Annotated in this window: 13 protein-coding genes and 1 pseudogene; 4 read left to right on the top strand and 10 right to left on the bottom strand. The window is 46.4% G+C overall.

Annotated elements, in window-relative coordinates:
• Nucleotides 1-115 precede the first annotated feature (115 nt).
• The 3 genes from Q5691_RS00005 (at nucleotide 116) to Q5691_RS00015 (ending at nucleotide 1,956) form a co-directional block, all read left to right on the top strand.
• A complete protein-coding gene (locus Q5691_RS00005) occupies nucleotides 116-982 on the top strand; it encodes an Rpn family recombination-promoting nuclease/putative transposase (RefSeq protein ID WP_333311899.1) in 867 nt (288 codons plus the stop codon).
• 131 nt (nucleotides 983-1,113) lie between these two features.
• Nucleotides 1,114-1,593, top strand: a complete 480-nt coding sequence (locus Q5691_RS00010; RefSeq protein WP_333343687.1) for a J domain-containing protein — start codon at nucleotides 1,114-1,116, stop codon at nucleotides 1,591-1,593.
• A 90-nt stretch (nucleotides 1,594-1,683) separates the two neighbouring features.
• The gene (locus tag Q5691_RS00015; RefSeq protein ID WP_190661245.1) at nucleotides 1,684-1,956 is read left to right on the top strand and encodes a DUF3143 domain-containing protein; all 273 of its coding nucleotides are present in this window, start codon (nucleotides 1,684-1,686) and stop codon (nucleotides 1,954-1,956) included.
• A 323-nt stretch (nucleotides 1,957-2,279) separates the two neighbouring features.
• Here Q5691_RS00015 and Q5691_RS00020 read toward each other — a convergent pair whose 3' ends face one another.
• The 3 genes from Q5691_RS00020 to lysA form a co-directional block, all read right to left on the bottom strand.
• Nucleotides 2,280-3,026 (bottom strand): isoprenyl transferase, encoded by a 747-nt coding sequence (locus tag Q5691_RS00020; protein WP_333216554.1) that lies wholly within the window; start codon nucleotides 3,024-3,026, stop codon nucleotides 2,280-2,282.
• Between the two features lie 20 nt (nucleotides 3,027-3,046).
• Nucleotides 3,047-3,940, bottom strand: coding sequence for a diadenylate cyclase CdaA (gene cdaA, locus Q5691_RS00025; protein ID WP_333216556.1), 894 nt, complete (start codon nucleotides 3,938-3,940; stop codon nucleotides 3,047-3,049).
• Nucleotides 3,941-4,163: 223 nt separating this feature from the next.
• A complete protein-coding gene (lysA, locus tag Q5691_RS00030) occupies nucleotides 4,164-5,582 on the bottom strand; it encodes a diaminopimelate decarboxylase (protein ID WP_333216561.1) in 1,419 nt (472 codons plus the stop codon).
• Nucleotides 5,583-5,769: 187 nt separating this feature from the next.
• On the opposite strand from lysA, the gene rimI reads away from it, so the two are divergent.
• Complete coding sequence (rimI, locus tag Q5691_RS00035) at nucleotides 5,770-6,387, top strand: ribosomal protein S18-alanine N-acetyltransferase (RefSeq protein ID WP_333311894.1); 618 nt, start codon at nucleotides 5,770-5,772, stop codon at nucleotides 6,385-6,387.
• A gap of 72 nt (nucleotides 6,388-6,459) precedes the next feature.
• Here rimI and Q5691_RS00040 read toward each other — a convergent pair whose 3' ends face one another.
• The 7 genes and pseudogenes from Q5691_RS00040 to Q5691_RS00070 form a co-directional block, all read right to left on the bottom strand.
• Complete coding sequence (locus Q5691_RS00040) at nucleotides 6,460-7,938, bottom strand: mechanosensitive ion channel family protein (protein WP_333216752.1); 1,479 nt, start codon at nucleotides 7,936-7,938, stop codon at nucleotides 6,460-6,462.
• Complete coding sequence (locus Q5691_RS00045; RefSeq protein WP_333216753.1) at nucleotides 7,931-10,078, bottom strand: adenylate/guanylate cyclase domain-containing protein; 2,148 nt, start codon at nucleotides 10,076-10,078, stop codon at nucleotides 7,931-7,933. Before Q5691_RS00045 ends, Q5691_RS00040 begins: the two co-directional genes overlap by 8 nt.
• Nucleotides 10,079-10,328: 250 nt before the next feature.
• The gene (locus Q5691_RS00050; RefSeq protein ID WP_333343688.1) at nucleotides 10,329-11,270 is read right to left on the bottom strand and encodes a bestrophin family ion channel; all 942 of its coding nucleotides are present in this window, start codon (nucleotides 11,268-11,270) and stop codon (nucleotides 10,329-10,331) included.
• Between the two features lie 232 nt (nucleotides 11,271-11,502).
• Complete coding sequence (locus tag Q5691_RS00055; RefSeq protein WP_333216757.1) at nucleotides 11,503-12,690, bottom strand: mechanosensitive ion channel domain-containing protein; 1,188 nt, start codon at nucleotides 12,688-12,690, stop codon at nucleotides 11,503-11,505.
• An 11-nt stretch (nucleotides 12,691-12,701) separates the two neighbouring features.
• The gene (locus Q5691_RS00060; RefSeq protein WP_333216759.1) at nucleotides 12,702-13,751 is read right to left on the bottom strand and encodes a DMT family transporter; all 1,050 of its coding nucleotides are present in this window, start codon (nucleotides 13,749-13,751) and stop codon (nucleotides 12,702-12,704) included.
• A gap of 55 nt (nucleotides 13,752-13,806) precedes the next feature.
• A pseudogene (locus Q5691_RS00065) lies at nucleotides 13,807-14,055 on the bottom strand (IS701 family transposase); the annotation flags it as partial.
• A gap of 402 nt (nucleotides 14,056-14,457) precedes the next feature.
• A complete protein-coding gene (locus tag Q5691_RS00070; RefSeq protein ID WP_333343689.1) occupies nucleotides 14,458-19,077 on the bottom strand; it encodes a nitric oxide synthase oxygenase in 4,620 nt (1,539 codons plus the stop codon).
• Between the last annotated feature and the right edge of the window lie 22 nt (nucleotides 19,078-19,099).

Here is a 19,099-nt window from a genome sequence, read left to right on the forward strand (position 1 = left end):
TTTTGGATAGGCAAGCGTGTAACAACTCTGCTGCCTATCTTTTTTTACCACAAGTTGGCTCAATCCTTACTAGCTATTGGTTTCAGGTGGGTTGTCACCCCCCCAGCTGACAACCATGATATTTATCAACCCTAAAACGGATTATGCCTTCTTCAAAAAAATATTCGCTTCCTCAGAAAGCAAAGAGATTCTAATTAGCTTTCTCAACGCCTTGATTTATGAAGGAAATCCCACCATTCAAGACTTAGAAATTATCAACCAGAATCTGCCGAGGCAACTTGAAAGTTTAAAAGATACTTACCTCGATGTCACAGCCAAACTAGACGATGGCACTTTAGTCATTATTGAAATTCTAGTTCTCAACGTTCAATATTCGGGCAATCGGGTGTTGTACAATGCAGCCACAACCTACGCATTTCAATTGCAAAGAGGAGAAGGCTATCGAATGCTCAAGCCATTAATAGCTTTAACCATTACAGATTTTGAAATGTTTCGCAACAGCCCTAACTTAATTTCGAGATTTGTGTATAAAGAAGTTAAAAGCAATTTAAACTATCCCGAAGATGCCATGAATTTAGTCTTTATAGAATTACCTAAATTCCATAAAGAAGCAAGTCAACTAGAAACTTTGACAGATAAATGGATATATTTCATGAAATATGCCAGAATTCTCTCAGAAGTTCCCGAAACAATCGATAGCGTACCGGAAATCCACAAAGCATTCGATCTTGCCAATCAAGCCCGGTTAAGTCGGGAAGAAGTAGAAGTTTTGGAACGCAGGGAACAGTTTATTCACGATCAACAGGGGGTAATTATTAAAGCTGTTGAAGAAGCAAGACAGGCAGCAAGACAGGAAAGAATACGAAAAGAAACGCTAGCGATCGCCAGACAATTACTTTCACAGCTAGATAATGCCACGATCGCCCAAGTTACGGGGCTTAGCGTTGAGGATGTGCAGAAATTGCGCTCGACCAATTCATAGTTTAAAGTGGGCGATCGTACCTTGAGCCGATCGCCCACCCTCAACCCCTCGACATCGCAGATAGTGGCGCTACCCTCAAATCTGCTCTAAAATAATCAAAAATTATAAACAACAAGCCCAGAGGCGCTGAGGTGACTCCTAACAAGGGAACGGCAAACAGCGAAAGTCAGAAAATACCCGGCAAAACCCCCTTGGGTTCTAGTTACTACGGCTTGTTAGGGCTGCATCCTTCCGCATCGCCGATCGAAATTCGGCGATCGTACCGGGAACTGAGCAAACTCTACCATCCCGATACCACCGAGCTGCCACCCGCAGTCGCCACCGCCAAATTTCAGCAGCTCAACAACGCCTACGCCACCCTCAGCAACCCAGAACGTCGCCTCGCCTACGACCTCAAAATAGGCTATTCTCGCCTGAACGTGATTGGGCCACCCCCAGGCTTCAATACTCCGGTTTCGGGATCGGGCAAAAAAACTTCCAACTCCGCTTACCTAGATCCCACGGAGCGACCTCTTTCCCCCGGAGAAATGTTCGCTCTGTTTATCATGGGAGCTAGCTTAATCGGATGTTTGGTACTGGCGATCGCGATCGGCTTAATTCGCGGCAATTAAAGCCTCAAATCCCCAATCCCCCATCCTCAATCGGCAATCCCCAATCCGAAATCCCCAATCTAAAATCCAAAATCTAAAATCTAAAATCCCATGACTCTTCCTTCCGCTGACACTCCTTTGTACAACCATCCACTCCCGGAAATCGAGCAGTGGCTCAAAAGCCGCGGCTGCCAGCAAGATCAGCGAGAACTTCACTGCTGGCAGATCGAGCAACTTACATGGAAAGCAGAACTCTCCCTCGATATCGACCAACTCACCGTCCGCTACATCGATGCTGGAGCCGACGGCCAAGACATTCAACGAGCATTCAAATACTCCCTCTCACGTCAGGACATTGAAGCTGCCGTTTTCTCCGGCCCCTAATTAGATTTTAGATTTTAGATTTTAGATTTTAGATTTGTCCTCCAATCTCACATCTAAAATCGTTATGTTGAGCAGGAAATGAGTGAAATTGGTATGAGATTTTAGATGGGGCATCCAGGTAAAAAGCATCAACCCTGCAAGCATTTACATGGAATTGCGATCGTCCCGGTCGCTCTATTTTGCTGTGCAGGACGCTCACAGGTGGCGTAAAAACGTTTTTTACTTTTATGGAGATGCTCCCTCAGAATCCACCCCTACTTGGAAACTGAAAAATTAACCAAAAAATCTAAAATCTAAAATCCAAAATCCAAAATCCAAAATCGTTAGACTTTGCCAAATCGGCGGCTGCGCTTCTGATAATCAGACAAAGCCCGGTGAAACTCCGATCGATCAAAATCCGGCCACAGCGTCTCAGTAATGTAAATTTCCGAATAAGCCATTTGCCATAGTAGAAAATTGCTCAACCGCATTTCCCCACTCGTCCGGATCAGCAAATCCGGGTCACAAACATCAGCAGTATACAAATAGCGTTTAAATAAAACCTCATCAATCTCCTCCGGCTGCAACTTGCCCTCTTGCACCTGAGTCGCGATCGCCCGACAAGCTTGTACAATCTCCTGACGCCCCCCGTAATTCGTCGCCACCGTAAACAAAATCCCCTGATTGTGCTGAGTTGCCGTCACTGAACGCTCGATTTGCGCCTGCAAAGACTTCGGCAAAGCCTGCAAATTCCCCATAAATTGAATTTGCACGTCCTCGTCCACCATCTCCCGCAATTCTTGCCGCAGCTTACCCTCAAACAAACTCATTAAAAAATCCACTTCCCCGGCCGGCCGCCCCCAATTCTCCGTCGAAAAAGCATAGGCCGTTAAAGCTGGAATCCCCCAATCTTTGCAGCAGCGCAGCAGTTCCTTCAGAGTGCTAGCTCCTCGGCGGTGCCCCGCAATCCGCGGCAACCCCTTCTTCTGAGCCCAGCGCCCGTTCCCGTCCATAATCACTGCTATGTGCTTAGGCAGTAGTTCCTGTTGCAGATCCTCCGGCAACTTTTCCAAGCAAATTCCTTGACTCATGGTTTCTCCCGATTACCCGACTAACGGCGCAGTATCCGTTTTAATAGCGTCACTCCCTTCAATCCTATCTGGCGTCCGAGATTGCCGATCGGAATTGGAGCCACAGCTCTTTCTCCCTCGGAGGGAAACAGCTTTGCTTCCAGCAATTCCTTAAGTTTGTTGCTAGTCAAAGGTCGATTTAAAAGTCCCATCTGGGCTAAAGAAATAGAACCAGTTTCCTCGGACACCACCACGCACAGGCAAGCTTGCACCCGTTCCGTAATCCCCATTGCCGCCCGGTGGCGGGTTCCCAACTGCCGCGACGCAGTGCGATCGGACAAAGGCAAAATTACCCCCGCCGACACGATCCGCGAACCTCGAATCAAAACAGCTCCGTCATGCAGCAAAGTTTGCGGCTGAAAGATAGTCTGCAACAATTCTTTAGAAACTTCAGCATTTAGCTTTAATCCCGGCACAGAAAAATCTCGATCGTCGATCGGAGAATCTGTTTCTATAATTAGTAAAGCGCCCGTGCGGTTTTGCGAAAGTTCTTTTACTGCGTCCACAATTTCATCTATTACGCTGTCCGGTTCGGGATTGGGTCGGCGATCGCGTCCAAACAGTTGCCGAAATTCCCCCCGACCCAATTGTTCCAGAAATCGGCGAAACTCCGACTGTAATATTACCGCCATTGCCACAGCAGAACCAGTCACCAAGCTGTTGAGGGCAACGTGCAACAGCCTCAATCCAGCCCAGTTGCTCACCGCCGCCGCCAGCATCAAAATAATAAATCCCCGTACCATCCACAGCGTTCTGCGCTCGCCAACAATGACGAGCACCAAATACGCAAGGGCAAAAACCAGTCCAATATCGATCCCTTGAATCAATAAGGACTGAACCAGGGCCAAGTCAAAGCCAGATTGTTGATTGTTCATGGTTCATCGAACGCTACCGCCTGTGAACCGCGAACCGTGATGCACTCGAACCCGTGAACCATGAACAGTTGTTATAAGGAATACGCTGAAAATCCCCGTGTTTTTAGACCGGGGAGTGTCAATCCAATCGTGTGACTGAACAAGGCAAAAGTTAAAAGTGAAAAGGCAATCATCACTAAGTAAACATGGATTATCTTTCTTTTAACTTTTAACTTCTAAGTTTTTACTTTTGAGCTCCGAGTCGTTCAGGAAGGCGGTCAAGCCTTAGCAAATCCTGGTAAGTTTCCCGCTGTATAATCGTGTTAACTTCCCCATTTCTCACTAAAACCGCTGCTGGTCTGGGTACTCGGTTATAGTTAGAAGCCATGCTGTAATTGTATGCTCCCGTAGCCGTCACCACGAGGACATCTCCAGGCTTACACTCTGGCAACTTAGCATCTTTAATCAGAATATCGCCTGATTCGCAGTGTTTGCCAGCAACTGTCACTGTTTCCGTTAAGGGAGCAGACATTTGATTGGCTGCGAGAACTCGATAAACTGATTGGTAGGTAATTGGACGCGGATTGTCCGACATACCTCCATCCACAGCTAGATACGTCCGCATTTCCGGAATGACTTTTTGAGAGCCAACAGTATAAGCAGTGACACAGGCTGTACCGACGAGCGATCGACCCGGTTCGCAAAGCAATTTTGGTAATGGCAATTGCTGCCGCTCGCAAGCTGCTACCACTGCGGAGCAAATTGTACGAGCCCAATCTTCTATGCTGGGAGGATCGTCCGCTTCAGTATAGCGAATGCCCAACCCGCCGCCAATATTAATTTCTGTCGCTGGTAAACCATAACTCTGTGCTTTTGTCAAGGCCTGAATTATGACTTCAGCTAAATCGTCATGGGGTTGCAGTTCAAAAATCTGAGAGCCGATGTGAGCGTGTACTCCCACGCAAAATAACGACGATTGTTGGCTGATGAATTCAAAAACTCGATCGAGGGAATTGGGATCGAAGCCAAATTTACTGTCGATTTGACCCGTTTGAATGTACTCGTGGGTGTGACACTCAATTCCAGGAGTAAACCGCACCATAACTCGTGTCGGCCCGCCTGTCTTGCTGCTGACACCCAATTTTCCCAACTCTGCTAGAGTCTCCAAATCAAGCCAATTGTCGGCTACGGTAACGCAGCCGCTTTCGACAGCTAGCTGGATTTCCTCGCGGGATTTGTTGTTCCCGTGAAAGTAGATTTTGTCGGGATTCACACCAGCTTGTAGTGCTGTGTGGATTTCTCCTGCAGATACCACATCTATCCCTAAACCTTCCGAAGCGGCGATCGCGCAAACTGCCAAACAACTCCAAGCTTTAGAAGCATAGAGCACTTGAGATTCGCCCGGATAGTAACGCTTAAAAGCATCCCGGTACTGGGTACAAGCCGCCCGCAGCGTTTCTTCGTCTAAAATATACAGCGGCGAGCCAAATTGCTCCACCAAAGCTGTCACCTCGCAGCCTCCGATTTCCAACCGATCGCTGCTGTTAACACTGGCTGTCAGCGGTAACAGTTCTTGATTGGGCGATCGAGTTTGCAGGGCTTGTTGAGACTCAGACAGATACTTAAGTCCCGATTCCACCCCGAAAGATTGAGTTGATACCATCGCGCAATAACTATCCTTACGGTCTTTCCCAGTGTACAATTGACGGCAAGCAATTGGGTCAGTTGCCCCCAGATTCATTCCGCAAGCAGGCTGACTGACTGAGACTCGCTCGAACTGGAGCATCCTTGCAGTGAGTAATGATCAAATCTAAAATCTAAAATCTAAAATCTAAAATTTAAAATCGGCTGTGCGTTTTCTACAAATTAAACATCTCGTCGCAGAAGACCTCAACAGTGCAGTCGAACTCGATCAGCTCTGTTTTGGCGGACTTTGGACTTTAGAAGGCTATGGGCGTGAGTTAGGCAGTCCTAACAGCGATTTACTGGGTTTGTGGGCATGGGAAACCGAGGACTGTGAATCAGCTCAAAACCTGGCGGCCACGGGGGCATCGCCCCTACAGATTATTCCCCCAATTCTCATCGGTTTGGGTTGCCTGTGGGCAATTTTAGAAGAAGCTCACATTACAATTTTGGCAATTCATCCTCGCTTCCAAGGTCAAGGTTTAGGACAAGCTCTGCTTTGGGCTTTACTAAAAAAGGCTCACTATAGACCATTAGAACGGGCAACTTTAGAAGTGCGGGAATCTAATTTAGCCGCAGTGTCTCTTTACCACAAATTTGGTTTTAAAGAGGCAGGGCGGCGGAAACGATACTACGAAGACACCGGAGAAGATGCTCTGGTAATGTGGCGCAACGGCATAGAAAAACCAGAATTTAAGCAATATTTGGCGGTTGAGAAAGTGCAAATTTGCGATCGGCTGCATCAGGAAAACTGGCATTTGGCGATCGATATTTTTGATTTTTGAGTGTAATTTGTTGCGTATTTAACTGGTTTTGACAAATAATTGGTTACTCGATATCACTTTAGTTCAAAAGCCTCATATAGAATCAACCTCAGCTCTTGACGAAACATCTGCCTGCCCGGCCATACTTACCGCTTTGCTTCGCGCTTCGATAATTTGACCGATCTCGCGCCCCAAGCTTGGTTGACGTTCAATCATCGTATTTACAGCATCTGAGTAGACGACAAGAACCTGCAAATCGTCAACGGCGACAACCGATACCGGACTCGGTTCCCCACTAAACAGCGCCATCTCGCCAAAAAACTCACCACTCAAGATAGTCATTACCTCCAACTCCATGCCCAACTTGTTCGTGACTGTTACCTTAGCCTGACCCGCAATGATAATGTACAAAGCATTACCAGGCTCGCCCTGCCGGATGACTTTCTCTCCCGCACCAAACTTCTGTAAAATAGTTCCCTTAGTTAAGTCATCCAAATTTTTCGGCTCTCTAGCTAAAGGCATAAATCCGGGAATTGAGTGCAGGCTTTGGGCTAACTTACTTGAAGCGCTATCTGCCTTATCAGCAGCTTCCACAGCATAGGAGTATCGGTAGCGATATAGCGTCAGGTTGTTTCGCTGCGCTGCGTACCAGACTCGTGTCATAAATCGATCGAGTATCTGCTCCATATCCTCAAAGTTTTCGATAAAAAACTCCACCTCATAGATAATTGCAGTCTCATCATAGGATGTGGTTTTGCTCTCTGGTTCGGGTTCGGCTAATATCCCCTGTGTAGCCAAAGCTGTACTTAGCAGTACCTGCTTCACCAGGTTAGGGGGGCTATCGTAGGAAAAGCCAATATTGATACGTTGGTTGTAAATGCGTTCTGGTTGGCTGTAATTATGAATTATTTCTTTTCCAACAAATTGATGGGGAACGATAATCACCTGCCGCTGGAGAGTAAGCAGGCGAACAGAGCGCCAATTGATATCAATTACCTGCCCTTCGATATCTCCAATTCGCAACCAATCACCCACACTGAAGGGGCGTTCTAGAAGCAGCGCAATGCCCGACATGATGCTACCCAATGTGTCCTGAAGCGCCAAACCGATCACGATCGAACTCACGCCCAATCCCGTAGCAAGACCCGCCAAATCTGCACCCCACACTGCCGCCAGCACGATCGCGCTTCCCACAAGCACCAAAAACAACCTAGAAAGGTCGATCAGCAGTTTGGGCATCCGTGCGCGCCATGTATTGGCCTCAGCTTCTTCAAACAAAATCACATTAAACAGCGAGAGAGAAGCGTAGATAACAGATATCCAAAACAGCGTTGCGACGAGCTTGGCAAAATTCCCGTCAACGTCAAGCCTCACGACATTCCTGATTAAAACCATCAGCATTAAGACGGGCAGGACGAGGTTTTTTACAACCCGCAGCGTAGCCGCCAGCGGTCTACCGCGCCTTTGTAGATGATAAATAACCTCTCCTAGTAAAACGACCAGGAGTGGGAACCCTAATCCGACAATTACCGCCCAGGTTTGCCAGTCATTTGAAAAGCTTAAATTACTCATAAACTTCTTCCTCTCGAACACTTACGGTCAGCTTAGAAGTTTTGACTTGCCAAGCCACTAACTTTTCTTTTCCAGGTTCTTGAATTTCACCAAACAGCTCAAAATCGTAGAGATCGTGCAGGCGCGAGCAGAGGTTTTGAGAAACTAAGATTGCTCCCGGCGGACAAGCCGACTTTAATCTATTGGCAATATTTACACTATCGCCCCAAACGTCGTATTGCAATTTATTTTTACCAATCACCCCTGCAACCACATCTCCTGAATTGATGCCGATCCGCAGGTCTAGATGTAAGTCTTTTTCATAACTAAATCGGCGGACAAACGACAGCATTTCCAAAGCAAAATCTAGCGTGCGTTTGTCATGATCCAGACGTGGCATACCAATGCCGCATACAGCCATGTAACCGTCACCAATAGTTTTAATCTTCTCTAGACCGTATTTATCTGTCATTTCATCAAAACCTGTTACCAGTTCATTCAGCAAGCGAACAACCTCTTGAGGGGACATTGATTGAGTCATCTTGGTGAATTGGTGGAGGTCGGAAAACAAGATCGAGACATTAGAAATCTGCTCGGCAATTTCTCGTTCGCCCTGTTTGAGGCGTTTGGCGATTGCGGGACTAAATATACTTAAGACTAATGCTTCATTTTCGCGATTTTCGCGCTCGATTAGTTTAGTTTCGGTACGAAGGATGCCTATCGTTTGGTTAAATGACTTAGCTAAGTCTCCAAATTCATCTTGCGAACCCGATTTCACAACCGCGTCAAAATCCCCAGCTCCCACCTTACGAGCGCTTTTGATTAAAGTATTGATGGGTTTGACAAAAATTGAGGTCAGCCAGATCGCCACAAGCGTGATTAGCGCGATGATTATAGTAGCTCCAATCACAACTTTTTTTTCAAACGAGTGAATTGAGGCATAGGCTTCAGAAACATCAATCTCCGCCAACATCACCCACCTCAATCCATCAATATCTAGGGGAGCATAAGAACTCAAAACAGGAATATGACGATAATCGTCGATAACCTGCGTACCCTGTTTTCCAAACAACGCTTCCTTCACTGCTTTTGTTTGCACTTCCTGTAGTAGAATCGTAGTATTGAACTCTTTGATTTTGTTGACAGTCTTTTCATCAGTGCCGATCGAGCGTAGAGTTTTTGCATGACCTTCTGGGTCTTCAATCTGAAAACGAGACGCAGACCGCATTAAATAATCCGACCCAACCAGATAAGTTTCTCCTGAATCGCCCAGACCATTTTTTTTCCAATTTTTGTTGGCAGTCATCACATTGTTAATTTTGTCAACGGGAAGCTGGAACGCCAAAATACCAATGAATTGGGAGCCGTTAAAGATTGGGGCAGCGATAAAAGCCGCAGGCGCACCGTAGGAAGGGCTGTAGGGTTTGAAATCTACTATTTTCACATAGGCCTTTCCATTTGCTTGTCGTGCCGCGGCGATCGCGAATGCTAGGTTACTCTCGTTGTAGGGGCCGTTGGTGAAGTTTGTGGTAAAGTCAGCTTCTTTAAAAACCGTGTAGACAACAGTTCCTTCGGGATCGATCAAAAACATATCGTAGTAACCATATTTTTCAACTATATTGCGAAAAATAGGGTGGTAGCGGGCGTGAGCGCGGCTGTAAGCGCTGGCGTCGCCTGGATTGTCAAGGAGAAGTTTTTTGCCAACGGGGTTGGGGTTAGCAGCGATGTAGTGGTACTGCAAGTAACGGGCAGCAGTTGTTTTTGGCGTGTAGGATGCCAGAACTGGCGTGCCCTCGTTAGTTCGCGTTAGTTTGGTTAAAAATTCTGTCCGGTAGTAGGTATCAATTTTTGCGTCAAAATCCGCTGGTATTGTTGATTGTTCAAGTTGGCGGTAGGCTGTCTTGAACTCCTGCATGGCACCGACGACTGTCAGGTCTTCGCTTAAGGTTTGGCTATGGTGGTAAAGGCTTTGAAAATAATCTTGGATTTGATCAGTTTTGGCCGCCCGCAGGCTGGTTAATTGGTTGAAGACTTTTGCGGTCAGAGTAGCTTTCCCACTGCTAGAGCATATATAGGTGGTGGCGAACATAGCGCAAAGGCTGACTACCAGCAACATAACTATGAGTTTTGTCTTGATACTTAATTGATTCACGAATTGCATAGGATTTTTCCTGACATTATTTGCTTTATTTCTCTCATGAGACATCATTGAGGGAGGACTTTTTCTAAAGGGTTGGTGTCTCGCCCTTCAACACTACTATCTGAGGCAAATAGGTCTTTTGATACCAGCGGATCTTCAGAAGTTCTATCGGCTAAGAAACGACCTAACAAAATATGTGTAGAGTCTGTGCATAACTCCTAAAAATTTATATTACCTCAAAATTCATTTTTTTCTTCTAGACCTCGAATTCTTACAGTTGTTTATCATACCAATCTTCTTGGTAAATTTTCTCTGACTTAGAGTTGAGGTGGGGATTACAAGTGAGAAACTCTTCAATGTCGTATTTGATTGTGTTACAAATAGCATCAAGAGGCAAGTCGTTGGTATCGTACCCAAACGGGTTTTCTATTTCCAGACCAATTTCTTCAATGCCAAGTAAAGTAAAACTAATCAAACTAACAAATAAGCCTGTCCCCCATCCCAAATCTTTAACTAGCTGAAAAGGTAATAACAGGCAGTAAATTAATAGCAGTTGCTTGAGATGAATGGAATAAGCTAGGGGGAGGGGCGTTCTTAAAATGCGTTCGCAGTGTCCTACAGACTCCATCATACTCTTCACAGTAGTTTGCATAAAAACCACATGACTGTAATGTAAGACACCGTTACCACGTTGATACTGCTGTTGTAGATAATCTGCTACCCAAAAGACTATCTGTAGCGGTGGATTGTGGATTGTCTTGAGCTGCAAATACTGAGATGGAGACATCAATTCTTCTAATTCACTATTTACAGGTTCTGACCTAAGATACAATTTACACGCTACGGGGAAAGCAGCTACGAGGCGCATGACTGCAATTCTTTTGGCTCGATCTTCTGGTTCAATGTCGTTCATCATTGCGCCAATTTGCCAAACCATGTTACGGGCGTCGTTGGCTAAATTTCCCCATAATCTACGACCTTCCCAAAACCGTTCGTAAGCCGTATTAGTTCGGAATACCAGTAATAAGCCTAAGACGATGCTGGGAATAATACTTCCCAAAATAGGTTGGGATACAGGGAGGTTGAAATAGTAAAGTACAGAAACAATAAAACTAAACAGACCAAACCCAATAACTCGTTGATAAATGGCTAAAATAACTGAGCCTCTGAACTGGAAAGCAAGTTTAAACCAGTTTTTAGTTTTTGTTTTCATTCTTATTTGAATAATTGATATTTGGCATCTGGCATTTGGAGCGGCAATGATAGAGCGCTGCCAGCTATGATGTGCCGATACGGAACAATGGCGTCATGAATAGTGCGGTAAGCTTAATTTGCAAACAGGATTGCTTCTTTGTTGACTTCATGCGAGTGGAACCTTGAAATCGATACTTCAGTTGGCAAGGCAGGTAGCGATCGCGCTCCATTTTTCCGGGAAAAGTGCAAGGTCAATTTATCTTACTACTTCTTTCCCAAGTCTCCTTATAGCTTTCGAGGTATGTTCTAAATTCTACGTGTAGGGTATCTATACCCTCTTTTTCCAGTAGTGCCAATATTCCTAGGTTCAATTCTTGACAAGCGGCAAAGTATAAATCCATATTATTATTAAAGGCTCGAATATTTATGATGCGTGCATTCTCTTCAAGTCTGTCCAACCAAACATCAGATCGGTCGTGTAAAGAATCAATAGACTTAGGTATCTTCTCAAGAGCCTGACAAATTATCGCAGTTTTCTCCGCCGAAATACTGTCAATTTTGAGAGTTAAGTTAATGCCAAATGACTCCTCTTTACCAGGATTTTGCGACCAATTCTCGACAATCCCAGTAATCATTTTGGAATTGGGTATCTTTTTGATAGAATCCCATTTGGTGAGATGAAGCTTTGTAGTTCTGATGCCGACTTCTAGGACTTGAATACTACTATCTATTCCATCCACAATCACCCAGTCACCAGGTCGATATAGATTATCCGTGTAAATAATAATGGTACACAACCAGTCATAGATAATGTCCTTAAGCAATAAACCGAACGTGATTCCCGCTCCACCTAATAGACCAATGAGCGCATTTGCAGATGCTCCTAACAACACCTCACCCGCCTTTAACACTACAACAGCGAGTGCCGCCGTCTGAAACAGACGAGGCACGTAGGGTACAAGCAAGTCGTCTAGTTCGGTTTTGGTGTTCAGCGTCAGTTTTCTCAGTATCTCTCCCAACAGTGGAGAGGCGCGGTAAACAATATATGCAACCGTAACTATAGCACTCAGACTCAGAATCTTAGCTAGCATCTCGCTCACTTGAGGCTTTAGATTCTCTGCCAAAATCACCTGCACTATCCAAAGTCCAGCGATGAAAATCAGCCACCCTAATGGTTGCTCCATAATCTCGACTAACTCATCGTCCAGTGTAGTATCCGTTGCGCTAGTAAAATGTTTGATTCTGTTGATGACAATCGAAAAGAATAATCCTCTCAACAGTTGTATGAGCGGGATGATAGTGACGACGATCACTATTTTATTCAGCGGTATGTTTGCAATAGTTATGTGTGAATCAAGTAGCGTTTCCTTAATTTCTTTCCAAATGATTTCCCTATAACTAAAAACCTCGCTCGTAATTAAATTTGATTGCATCATCATTGTTAGTTTTTCTACTCTGCTATTTTAGTGGCTACCTTAATTAACTCTAATCGAACTGAAGGCTCTAACTTCAACATTTCAGAGGACTCACTATTAATTAAGTCTAATGACACTGAAGGCTCTAACCCCAACATTTCATAGGACTCACTCACCTCTTCTTGAGCCTTTGCTTGTTCTTGAGAAAGAGGTACGATTTTGATTGGGGAATTGCTCATGGGAATCTGGCTGAGAATCATGGCAGCTAGCACCATCCCAGCGCCAACCCAGCCACGTACTCCAAGCTTCTCGCCTAGCAGCCAAAACGAGAATACTGCTGCAAACGCAGGCTCGAAGGTGTAGATGATCGCCGTCTCCTGGGCAGAAACCGATTTCTGAGCGATCGCTGGTAGCCAAGTGGTGGCGGCGGTAACTAAAGCTAGGTAGACAATCGGAATCAAGTTCGTATAGTTCGTTGAGAGCGCCTTCAACTGTCCAATTAATTCGGGGGCTGACCAGACGGTTGCCAGCACTCCTACTATCAAGATTTGGACTGCGGTGAGTACCAAGGGTGGGTGGCGTGGGGTGACGACTTCAAGCCTCATTATGTAGGCCGTATAACAGAGAACGTCACCTGCCATCCAGAGATCGCCGACGCTTAAGACTCCATCCTCCCAGGACATTACGCCAACACCACCCACAGCAAGTCCGGCGGCGAGGAAAGTCGTAACGAGTACACGCTGACCCAGTAGCTGTCCCAAGAGGGGGACTAGGATTACGTTCAGGCTAGCTATGAATGCCGCTCGGTTGGCAGAGATAGTCTCAAGGGCGATCGCTTGGGTAGCTAAAGAGCCAAATAACAGCAGTCCCAAGATTGCCCCATCTCGGAGCGAATGCTTGTTCAAGTCACGCAAATGCACGGCAAAACCTAGTGCTGCCAAGGCGCAACGGATGGCAATCAGCGCTCCTGGGGAAAGGCTAACGATTGTTTCCTTAACCAGGGGGAAGGTTGTACCCCAGAAAATGGTTACCGCAACAAGCAGTAGGATGCCCTGGGTATGTTGGAATTTACTAATGCTTTTCATCAAGTTTCTATAATCTTAGGACTTACGCATTGACAAAAAACATCTTCTATGTATTCTAGATAATGCCATCACTGCCAAGGTTGGCAAAAATAAGCTCACGTACAACTAAAGTGAACAGATTCCTTTGGACTTCATACCAATTGCTAATTATCTTTTCAGAGCGCATAAACTCCAATCTGACAAAAGCTTGAAGTGAACAACATATATGAGTCTTGATTGCATAGGAATCTCTAACCATGAACCGACAAATTTCACATACTTGTTTTATCGCTCTGTGAAAGGTTTCAATTCCCCAATTGGTATCAAAGGTGTAGAGGTCTTTATTCCATTGTGCTGTGGATGGTTTAATAATTTCTCTGATTGTCCGATACCTAGAAAGTAGACGACCCATATTTATAAATGCACTATTTTGTTATTCTGTCAATGCGTAATTCCTAGTTTAATTAGACCTTGGTTAGAAGTGTGTGAGATTCCTGGTCGGCGACGAGTATTGTGCAAATTCATCTATTAGATGAATGATTTTCGGACTCTTTTTAATGTTCGAGCAGTTACGAATTTGGTTGTTGCATAGCTTTATACTGTCCGCGAAGTGACAAAAGAGGGATAATACTCCTATCCTGATACTCAACTTAAATACTAATTAGGAGTCAGAAAAGTGATAAATTCCACCTCCTGACTCCCCTATCTAAAGCTTGCAATTCCAATTTTAGATAGTTAGCGGTTGCAATTCCTCCTCAACGGCGGGACTATCAGCAGATTCCTGCATACGATCGAGCCATTTTTCGGCTTTAGAGTAGTTGTCATGCTGTACCTCTTTGATGGATTCCTTGAAGTTCAGCACCACACCCCAAACATCGCTGAAGAAGCGTTTTTCTAGCTTCATTTGGTCGAAGAAATTAACAGCGTCAGTGTCCGAGAGTCCACCTTCCGTTTTGGCGATCGCCATAAACACCTCGAATACATTGTCTGCCATCTTGGCATCGCCACAGACATAGTAGTGGCATTGCGGATGGCTGAGTATTCGCCAGAGTTCTTGAGCTTTTTCTTGCATCAAGTTTTGCACATAGACTTTCTTGTCGGTCATCCGCGAGAAAGCAACTTCTAACCCAGACAGCACGCCTTGATTCTGCCAGCTTGCAAGTTGCTCCTCATAGAGGAAGTCACTGCGATCGCGACAGCCGAAATACAAGGAAGCATCACCTAATTGTGTTTCCTGCTGCAATAGGGCTTCCCGATAATGGAGGAAGGCAATCAGAGGCGCTACCCCCGTACCCGGCCCAACCATAAGCATTGGCGCGAGTGGATCGGCGGGTGGACGGAAGCTAGACGTGCGGACACTGAGGCGAACCTTTGCCCCCGTTTCAAGTCCGGCAAGGTAGTTGGAGCAAAGTCCCTGACGGGTTTTACCTGCATCCGTTTTAACTTGCAGCACTCCTACTGTGATTTGGAGCTGCTGAGGATGAAGCGGAGCACAGGAGGAAATAGAGTAGAGACGTGGCTTTTGCTTAGGCAACAACTCTAGCAGGACTTCCAGTGTAATTTGGGCAGAAGGAAACTCATTGAACAAATCGACAACGCTCATGAAGTTGTCCGTGATGGTTTTCTTGAGCGTGATACTGTCGGGATGGTCCTCTCCTTGGCGGAGAATTTCCAACCAGGTTTCTAGGCGTTGTTTATCCTGGGGATTTTGTGCTACCGAGTACAGGTAGGTCAGCAGCTCGTTGAATGGTTCGCGCAAGGCGAGATCGAGGTCTTCGGAGAGAACCTGTCCGATCGTTGTGGGAACGGTAACAGGAGGTTTTTCTTCCAATTCCGTACCATCGGGCATTAGATAACGAGCTGTGAAATAGGTGTTGGGGGATACTGAGAGCCGATCGCACAACCGATTCACCAACTCCGTCGGATTGCAAGGATAAACTGCAACATGATCGCCTGTTTCATACTGCATATCGGTACCAGAAATATCAAAGACCAGATAGCGAGTAGAACGGCTACCAGGAATCACTTCTTTGAGCAGTTCGGTATTGGCAACCAGAGGTACTTCGACCCCTCTGTCTCCACTCACTTCTACTGGTGAAAGATTTGCAGCTTCCGCCTCACTCAAGAACGTAACGTTCAGTTTAGGTGCGGTTGCGGCTGTAGCATCTGCCGAGGTAGCATCCTCACCCAAAACGCGGCAAACCAGTCCTAACCATTGTTTGAAGGTGTCGGCTTGTCCCTTGATTTCATCACCTTTGTGGAGTGGCACAATACAGTTACCTCCCACCTTGGCGAGTGCCTTATCTACCGAAATTCCGGCAGCGCAGAAATGCTCATAAACGGTACTACCAATGCCCAGAACGGAGTAATTCAAACCGTCGAGGGAACCCGCAGGTTGGTCCTTCAACCACTCTAGGAACTTCTTGCCGTTTTCAGGTATTTCGCCATTGCCGAAGGTGGACGTGACGATGAGTAGGAGTTTCTCCGATGCCAGGGTGTCCGTGTTGTATTCATCCAGCGCCATCACCTTGGGACGGAATCGCTGGAGTTGACGACTGGCTTTCCGTGCAAAGCCTTCAGCAGTACCAGTCCCGGAAGCGTAGAGAATGAGGATGCGGTCTTGCTTGTTGTCGTCCTCGTCGTTAGTGGTGATGAATTTTTCCAGATCCATACCATCTTCGACTGCCCAGCGATCGGCAGCATGGTGATAGGCTGGCTCCAGGTAAAAGTCGCGCATCTGGTGGTGCCAGACCGGACAAGCACTTCCCCCTGATGAGGGTACGACCCAACCCGAATCTCCCGGACACTCACGCCCCAATTTCTTTTCTCGCAAGTCGTGGGCTAGGTATTGACGAGAGGCAGTTTGATGGTCTACCATCGTCACCTTCGCTGTTTGGAACGAGTACAGGATGGCAACATTGACTTCCAATGCTACGCGATCGCGCCATAATGTCTGCTCGGAACTGGTGTCGAGCTTGAGAACTTTGGCGATGTCCTCCATCTTGTTGTAGCGGTACTCATCCAGGAAATCCCGCATAATCTCGGTACCCATGAACCAGCCATTAAAGGGGATGCAGCCGTAGTTGATGCCGCCAACGTGCATCGAGAAGGCGCCAATGCCAGGGACGGCAACCCAACGCAAGCCTAATGACTTGAATTCTGGAATCGTGGGATGCTCGATTTCCACTTCCAGAATCTCCTCCCTATCCCAGTGGTACATCTTCGGTTCCATACCGGGAACTTCAATTACTAGAGGCAAAATGTCGTATTCCGTGCGTAGTTCAGGGGGTTGCCAGCCCAATTTCATAATCGCTTTTGTCAGATCCAGGTTAGCAGGATCGCCTTTGATGCTACCATCCGGTTGCTCGTATGCCGCATAACGAGCTAATTGTGAATTCCAGATGCGTGGCCCCCAGCGTTCATTAGGATGTTTGGGACGAAAGACGGTCATGGTAATCTGGATGTTACCGCCGTTTGTAGCATACTGTAGGTATTCTCTGATTTCGCGGAACATCTCATCAGGGTCGGTAACGTGGCGACGATCGCGTACCACCATGTTATTCCACTGAATCCGCCCGACACACTTAGAAGCATTGCGCCATGCCACTTGTGCCCCATAGGCCAGTTCTTCATAAGTGTGGGTATAGGTTCCGGTGGCTCGTACTTCCTCTTGAATTTCCGCCCAGCGTCGTGCCTTGTCCTCCGCTTCCCATTCCTGCTCAGTGGCGATTAGCTCCAGGTACTGCTTGGCTTTTTTGAGCAATCGTTCCTCATTCAGCTTGGGTAGCTTGATGACATTGATAGCGCGAGCGATTAACGTCTGCCATGCTTGCCGTAACTCTATCGTGAAGTCTGGTATGTACTTTTCAAGCATGACCAGCAGGTTGTCTTGTATAGCAGGATAGGCGCAGGAGGGTATATCATCAAAACTATTCACCTGCGATCCTAACTGCTGAACTATCAACTCCTCAAATTCCTCAAAGTCAATCTCGCCGCTACCATCGATATCTACGCGAATAAACAGAGCGTTCAACTCGCTTAGGGACAAGGGCAGCCCGGACTGGTGCGAGAAATCGATGAGTTCCTCAATAGAGATTGTTCCACTCCCATTTTTGTCAATGTTATTAAAGATATACACCCGCATATCTTGAATTAGTTGCTCTCTGCTGCCGCCATTGAACCTGTGAACCAAGAATTCCAACACTTGAAACAGGTTCAAGGACATATAATCCATGTTTGTCCGTCCAAAGATAGGCAGGATGAAGGGGTACTTTTCAAATAGAGTTTGAAAAAATGCCTGGCCAATCTCCTGCTGATTCTGTTGGAGTACGCTCAACGAGTCTGCCATGCGTTGCCTCACCTCTGGAAGCATTGCTTCTTCGTAGCGACGGACTGCCTCCACCATCGGCACAATTACATGGGTATTGAAGAAGCGGTAAAGGGCAGAGTTTGCGCCTTTTGCTAAATCCTGGTGATCGTACTCTTCCAGGTAAGCAACCGATGGTAGCATCCACATCCACACCTGCCGTGCCTTCAACCAGTGCTGGGGACGCATCCCGATATCGGCAAACAGCGCACCGTAATCCTCAACCGTGTCAAACGAATCCCCTTTTTCTGGAGGTACGCCCATTAAGGGTTCTCCAATTATATTCTGAGTTTCAGGCTGAAGTTGGTGTACGCAGCAATCAAACAATTCAAAGAAGAAATCATTCATGCTGTTCATCGCGTCCCCGAAGATGTACTCCAGTTCGGGTTCTTCTAGCAACAGGCGTTTCAAGAATTTTTCCATCTGCACTTCTTTCCATGCCCGCAGCTTGTTCCAGGTGTCTTTGACAATTACTTCTTCTGGGGGCAAAAGAGGAACGCTTTGAGGCATCTCGAACTCGGCCTCTGGCTGAGTTTCTTCGCTGTAAGTGCGGCGAGTAACGTTCTGATTCCCCAAGATGTTCAAGGTGCTGCTACTTCCCTCACTGGTACTCTGTGTCAGGCGAGTTTTCAGCTTCAATTGGGGTGCTTCATTCCAAGTTGTAATGGGAAATTCTAACTCGGCGCTGCGCTCTCCATTAAGGCAATCCTGGGTGGCAAACGCAACCGTTCCAGCATCTTGCCAAGGTTGAGTAATGTCCCCTTCCCGGTAACGCAGGGTAATGGAGATCGTGCAGTCTCCCTTATTTTTCAAATCCACCAACCAACTGGGTTGCGTGCGGTTCAGCAGATCCCTTTCCAATAAGCTTTGTCCCTCTTCGGAAACTACCTGCAAATGGCATTTATATTTATAGTTACTGGAAGCAGGGAAATCGCTTACAGAGACCTCAGATAGGTTGATAATTCGTTGATTTTTGTTCATGAGCGAAAAATTAATGATTGAG

This window comes from Microcoleus sp. w1-18aA5, from assembly GCF_036701705.1.
GTDB lineage: Bacteria > Cyanobacteriota > Cyanobacteriia > Cyanobacteriales > Microcoleaceae > Microcoleus.

Coding starts and splice junctions, on each gene's coding strand:
- Q5691_RS00015 (WP_190661245.1), top strand. CDS start 1,684: ATGACTCTTCCTTCCGCTGACACTCCTTTGTACAACCATCCACTCCCG.
- Q5691_RS00020 (WP_333216554.1), bottom strand. CDS start 3,026: ATGAGTCAAGGAATTTGCTTGGAAAAGTTGCCGGAGGATCTGCAACAG.
- Q5691_RS00045 (WP_333216753.1), bottom strand. CDS start 10,078: ATGCAATTCGTGAATCAATTAAGTATCAAGACAAAACTCATAGTTATG.
- Q5691_RS00005 (WP_333311899.1), top strand. CDS start 116: ATGATATTTATCAACCCTAAAACGGATTATGCCTTCTTCAAAAAAATA.
- Q5691_RS00060 (WP_333216759.1), bottom strand. CDS start 13,751: ATGAAAAGCATTAGTAAATTCCAACATACCCAGGGCATCCTACTGCTT.
- Q5691_RS00055 (WP_333216757.1), bottom strand. CDS start 12,690: ATGATGATGCAATCAAATTTAATTACGAGCGAGGTTTTTAGTTATAGG.
- Q5691_RS00040 (WP_333216752.1), bottom strand. CDS start 7,938: ATGAGTAATTTAAGCTTTTCAAATGACTGGCAAACCTGGGCGGTAATT.
- Q5691_RS00070 (WP_333343689.1), bottom strand. CDS start 19,077: ATGAACAAAAATCAACGAATTATCAACCTATCTGAGGTCTCTGTAAGC.
- lysA (WP_333216561.1), bottom strand. CDS start 5,582: ATGGTATCAACTCAATCTTTCGGGGTGGAATCGGGACTTAAGTATCTG.
- Q5691_RS00050 (WP_333343688.1), bottom strand. CDS start 11,270: ATGAAAACAAAAACTAAAAACTGGTTTAAACTTGCTTTCCAGTTCAGA.
- cdaA (WP_333216556.1), bottom strand. CDS start 3,940: ATGAACAATCAACAATCTGGCTTTGACTTGGCCCTGGTTCAGTCCTTA.